The organism is Streptomyces sp. NPDC026538 (assembly GCF_055567535.1).
On sequence record NZ_JBVHQG010000033.1, the window covers coordinates 1 to 3,940 of the forward strand.

Genomic DNA, 3,940 nt, shown 5'->3' on the forward strand with positions numbered 1-3,940 from the left:
GGTTCCGGAACAGCTGTCGGCTCGCCGGCCGGCGCCTGCTCGATGATCACGTGCGCGTTGGTCCCGCTCACCCCGAACGCCGACACCGCCGCCCGACGCACCTCGGTCTCCGGCCAGTCGATCGCCTCGGTGAGCAGCCGTACGTCACCGGCCGACCAGTCCACGTGCGGGGTCGGTTCGTCGATGTGCAGGGTGCGGGGCAGCCGCCCGTGTCGCATGGCCTGTACGACCTTGATCACGCCGGCGACACCCGCGGCGGCCTGCGTGTGCCCGATGTTCGACTTCACCGACCCCAGCCACAACGGCCGCTCGCGATCGGCGCCGTACGTGCCCAGCAGGGCCCGCGCCTCGATCGGGTCGCCGAGCGTGGTGCCGGTGCCGTGCGCCTCCACCACGTCCACGTCCGAGGTGAACAGGCCCGCCGCCCTCAGCGCGGCGCGGATGACGCGCTCCTGCGAGGGGCCGTTGGGAGCGGTGAGCCCGTTGGACGCGCCGTCCTGGTTCACCGCCGAACCGCGCACCACCGCCAGCACCTCATGGCCGTTGGCCCGCGCATCGGACAGCCGCTCCAGCACCAGCATGCCGACACCCTCGGACCAACCGGTGCCGTCGGCGTCTGCGGAGAAGGACTTGCAACGGCCGTCGGCGGCCAGGCCGCGTTGCCGGTCGAACTCACGGAACGGGGTCGGGCTGGACATCACCGTCACCCCGCCGGCGAGCGCCAGGGTGGTCTCGCCGGAGCGCAGCGACTGGGCGGCCAGGTGCAGGGCCACCAGCGAGGACGAGCAGGCGGTGTCCACGGTGACCGCGGGGCCGGTGAACCCGAAGGTGTAGGCGACCCGGCCGGTGGCGATGCTGCCCAGGTTGCCGTTGCCCAGGTAGCCCTCCAGTTCCTCGGGCACATGGGCCAGCCTGGTCGCGTAGTCCTGGTACATCAGCCCGGCGAACACCCCGGTACGGCTGCCCCGGACGCCCGTCGGGTCGATCCCGGCGCGTTCCAGCGCCTCCCAGGACAGCTCCAGCAGCAACCGTTGCTGCGGGTCCATCGCCAGCGCCTCGCGGGGGGAGATGCCGAAGAGCCCGGGGTCGAAGTCGGCGACGCCGGCGAGGAATCCGCCCAGTCCGACCGGAAGTGCGCCGCGGTCCCAGCCGCGATCGGCGGGGAAGGCGGAGATGCCGTCCCGGCCCGCGGCGACCAGGTCCCAGAGCTGCTCGGGCGTGCTGACCCCGCCGGGGTAGCGGCAGGCCATGCCCACGATCGCGATCGGTTCGTCCGCGGCGGCCGCGACCGCGGGCGCGGCGGGCTCCGGTCCGGTCCGGAGGTCGCCGGCCTCGGCGAGGACGAATCCGGCCAGCGCGGCCGGGGTGGGATGGTCGAACACCAGGGTGGTGGGCAGCCGGAGTCCGGTGGCGGCGCCGAGGCGGTTGCGCAGTTCCAGCGCGGTCAGCGAGTCGACACCGAGGTCGGCGAAGGACTGCTCGGCGCCGACCTGTTCGGCCCCGGCCAGGTCCAGCACCCCGGCGGCCTGGGTGCGCACCAGGTCCAGGGCGGCACGACGGCGCTCCGGTACCGGCAGCGCCCGCAGCCGGTCGGCCCAGCCGGACTGCTGCCGGGTACGGCGACGGCCGCGGACCAGGCCGGCGAAGACCTCCGGCAACGGGTCGAGCCGGTGGAGAGCCGCGGTGTCCAGCCGCATGGGCAGGACGGCCGCCTCGCCGAGCCCGACGGCGGCGTCCAGGAGCGCCAGGGCTTCCGCGGTGGGCAGGGCGGAGATGCCACTGCGGGCGATACGGGCCCGGTCGGCCTCGGAGAGCTCGCCGGTGATGCCACTGCGCTGTTCCCACAGTCCCCAGCCCAGCGAGGTGGCCGGGAGCCCGTCGGCGCGGCGCTGCCGGGCCAGCGCGTCCAGGTGGGCGTTGGCGGCTGAGTAGGCTGCCTGTCCGGCGTTGCCGAGGGTCGCGGAGGCGGAGGAGAACAGTACGAACCGGGTGAGGTCCCGGTCGCGGGTCAGTTCGTCCAGCCACCGCGCGCCCAGCACCTTCGGCGCCAGCACCGCCCGCAGCCGCTCCTCGGTGAGCCCGGTGACCAGACCGTCGTCCACCACCCCGGCGGCATGCACCACCGCCGTCACCGGATGCTCGGCCAGCAACGCGGCCACCGCCTCCCGCTCGGCCACATCGCACGCCACCACCGCCACCTCAGAACCCAACTCACCGAGCTCGGCGGCCAGTTCCCGCATACCGGGCGCGTCGCCACCCCGCCGGGAAGCGAGCACCACACCACGCACCCCGTGGCGCTCCACCACATGCCGTGCCACCAAGCCCCCGAGGGTCCCACTCGCCCCGGTGACCAGCACGACATCCTCCGACGACCAGGGAGCGTCCCCGGCCGTCTCCGTCACCCGCGCCAGCCGCGGCACGAACACCTGCCCCGCCCGCAGGGCCAGTTGGGGTTCGTCGGCGGCCAGTGCCGCGGTCAGCTCCGTGTCCGTGACAGTGGGGTCGGCCGTGTCCAGCAGCACGAACCGGTCGGGCCACTCGATCTGTGCCGAGCGCACCAGCCCCCACACCGCCGCGCCGGCCGGGTCCGGCACCTCGTCTGCGGTGACCGCGACGGCACCACGGGTGACCAGGACCAGCCGGACGCCCGGCGCGGACTCCTCGCTCAGCCAGCCGCGCACCTGGTCCAGTACGGCGGCGGTGCGCTCGGCCACGGGCATGTCCTCGACCCGGAACAGCACATCGGCGCCGATGCGGCGGGGGCGCCCGGTGCGAGCGGGCGTCCAGTCCAGCCGGTACACCGAGTCCGACCGCGCGGGCGCACGCAGTTCGCCGGTGAGGGCACGCAGCACCACGTGCTCGACGGTGCCGACCGGGGCGCCGCTGCCGTCGGCCAGGTCCAACCGGACCGTGTCCGCCCCGACGACGGTGAGCCGAACCCGCAGCGCCGTCGCGCCCGTGTCGTACCAGCGGACCCCTCGGAAGGCGAAGGGCAGCCGCAGGCCGCGGTCACCGCGCAGGGCGAGGGCGTGCAGTGCCGCGTCGAGCAGCGCCGGATGCAGCCCGAACTCCCCCGCTCGGAACTGCTGTTGGTCAGGAAGGGAGATCTCGGCGTAGATCTCGTCGCCGCGCCGCCAGGCAGCCCGCAGCCCCTGGAACGCAGGGCCGTATCCGAGGCCGGTGGCGGCGAGCCGGGGATAGAACCCGTCCAGGTCGACCGGCTCGGCATCGGCTGGGGGCCACCGCACGAGATCCGCACCGCCGCCGCCGTCGTCGCCGCTCTCGGAGAGCACACCAGTGGCGTGCCGGGTCCAGGGCGCTGTGGAGCCCTCCGGCCGGGAGTGCACCTCGATGTTGCGGCTGCCGGCGTCGTCGGGTTCTCCGACGACGACCCGCAGGGCGATGCCGCCCTCGGCGGGCAGGACGAGCGGCACCTCCAGGGTCAGCTCGTCCAAGTGGTTGCCACCGAGCAGTTCGGCGGCGTGCCGGGCGAGTTCGACGAACGCGGTGCCGGGCAGCAGCACCGTACCGGTGACCTGGTGGTCGGCCAGCCAGGGCTGGGCCCGCAGGCTCACCCGCCCGGTCAGGACGGTGTCGATGGCACCGGGCAGGGCGACCAGCGCGCCGAGCAGCGGATGCCCGGCGGGCAGCGCACCGAGCGCGGCCGGGTCCGCCGACTCGGCGTTCTCCAGCCAGTAGCGGCGGTGCTGGAAGGCGTAGGTGGGCAGGTCGACCGGGTCCGCGGTGGGCAGATAGCGGGTCCACTCGATTTCGCCGCCATGCGCGTGGAAGCGGGCCAACCCGGTGGGCAGGGTCACCGATTCCGGCTGCCCGCGGCGGAGCAGCGGCACGAACACCGCCGTCGCGTCGGCCGGCAGACAGTCCGGTCCTACGGCCGTCAACGCGGCGTCCGGCCCGACCTCCACGAACCTCGCCACAC

At 74.4% G+C, this 3,940-nt stretch carries 1 protein-coding gene; it reads right to left on the reverse strand.

What is annotated here, in order from left to right; genetic code table 11:
* The coding region (locus ACZ4N4_RS46295; protein WP_467600934.1) for a type I polyketide synthase at positions 1–3,940 on the reverse strand (3,940 nt) is incomplete at both ends.